Annotated in this window: 2 protein-coding genes; both read left to right on the forward strand. The window is 59.6% G+C overall.

The features are described from left to right. Positions 1-1,341: hypothetical protein (locus ABX749_RS31800; protein WP_372899576.1), on the forward strand; the 1,341-nt coding region annotated here is incomplete at its 5' end. A 33-nt stretch (positions 1,342-1,374) separates the two neighbouring features. Next, entirely contained in the window at positions 1,375-1,644 is a 270-nt protein-coding gene (locus ABX749_RS31805) for a hypothetical protein (RefSeq protein WP_145217694.1), read from the forward strand. The last annotated feature ends 105 nt before the right edge of the window (positions 1,645-1,749 follow it).

The following is a 1,749-nucleotide window of genomic DNA, read 5'->3' on the forward strand; positions in this document are numbered from 1 at the left end:
GCGCCGAAGTATCAGCGGGGGATCATGGCGACACATGTTGCCGATGAGTTTGTCTCACCCGCAACGATCGAGTTGCGACGACTGCTGTTCATTTCGGTCGCGGTTGAAGATGAAGCTGGTGAAGCGGTGAAACAATTCTCGCTTTCGGCGTTGACGCCGCGGGGCAAAGCGCAGTCGCAACGATTTCAAGTTTCCGATGACGGAGAGCTGCGCACCACGAAGGAGTTTTTGCGGGAGGCGGCAGGAGACGACGGCCGGGTTCAATTCGTCGCGCGATTCCCATTTGAGTCTGGATTGCTGCCGCTGGTAGAAACGGCGGAGGCCGAATCCGTGATCGACCGGCGCAGCTTGCGGTTGCAGACGCGGCAGGGCATCCGGGCATCTGGGCGGGTCGTCCGGGCGAGTGATGGCGAGGGAGTCGCGGATGTCCAAGTTTGCTGGCATCGTCAGGCGGACCATCTCGAGGACACGTTGCTCCGCGCCACGACCGACGCACAAGGCGAGTGGCGAATGGTGGTTCCAAAAGAAAAGGGCTTTCTAACGGTCGTTGGCAGTTCACCCGGACTGGATCTGTGGATGACCGATCGGTTCAATGCCGAGACTTCGAGACCACCGCAAATGACTCAAGCGATTGAAGCCGACGACCGCTTCGATTTAGAGGTGCCGGACTTCCAAATTCAAAGCATTCCCGTCCGCTGGGTGACGGTGGTCGATACGAGCGGATCGCCCGTGGAAGGCGTTTGGGTTCATTGCGGGTTCTTCGAGACGCTCAAGCGCGATAACCGAACGTATCACTTGCCGCAGACGCTGGCAGAGTCGGCGAAGACGGGGCCGGACGGTCGGTGTGCCTTGCTGCTGCATCGATCAACCTGGGAACATGGGACAGTGAGCGTGACGAAGATTGACGACGAAAGCTCCTCCACGCGTCCTCGATTCACGGCAGCCCAGGCAACGATCACCCCGGATTCCGACGCCCCCATCAAGCTGGTATTGCGTGATCCGTGGCTCGTCAGCGGGCGCGTGATGCTCGACGGTACGCCGGCGACCGGGCTTACGGTCGGCCTGACCACGCGTTTGATCGGATCGGGCGATTTCGGTCAATTCAAGACGGACACCGTACCGATCGGAGAGGATGGAAGCTTCCAAGTCCAAGCCGTCGCCGGACTGGAATACGCCGTCGCCGTTCGCCAGGATGCCGAGACGGAAAAGAAATACTTCTATTGGCAGACCCCTATTCCGGAAGCTCGGTCGGGACGCGTCGACGTCGGTACGCTCTCGATTTCGAGCAACCAACTCAAGACGCACCAACAGCTGTATGATGAGCGTTACAAACCAAAATAGGCAGCGCCGATCCACTCTCCACAGGAACCAACGATGACAGATCCGGAAACCACGCCCGAGCCCGAAGCCCCTTCCAAAGAAGAGCTTCGGTTGGCGATGAAGGCGTTTCGCAAACGATTGAAGCTGATGAAATTGGATGAAGAATCCAGCCTTGGGCACGGACCGATGTCATCGGGACGGAAATCCAGCATCGCCGCGATCCGTCCACCGGATCAGTTTCCCAAGGCGGTCTGGCAAGAACTCGCCCGCCAAGGAAAACTCCGCCACGACGGTGGCGGGCTGTACGCGATCACGGAAACCTAGTGGTCTAGCTCAGTTTTCGGGTAGTGGACGAGGCGACGAGTCCCCTGTAGTGGACGAGGCGACGAGTCCCCTGTCGTCGGCGAGTCCCCTGTCGTCGGCGAGTCC

It is taken from the genome of Stieleria sp., from assembly GCF_041595215.1.
Lineage (GTDB): Bacteria > Planctomycetota > Planctomycetia > Pirellulales > Pirellulaceae > Stieleria > Stieleria magnilauensis.

Coding starts and splice junctions, on each gene's coding strand:
- ABX749_RS31805 (WP_145217694.1), top strand. CDS start 1,375: ATGACAGATCCGGAAACCACGCCCGAGCCCGAAGCCCCTTCCAAAGAA.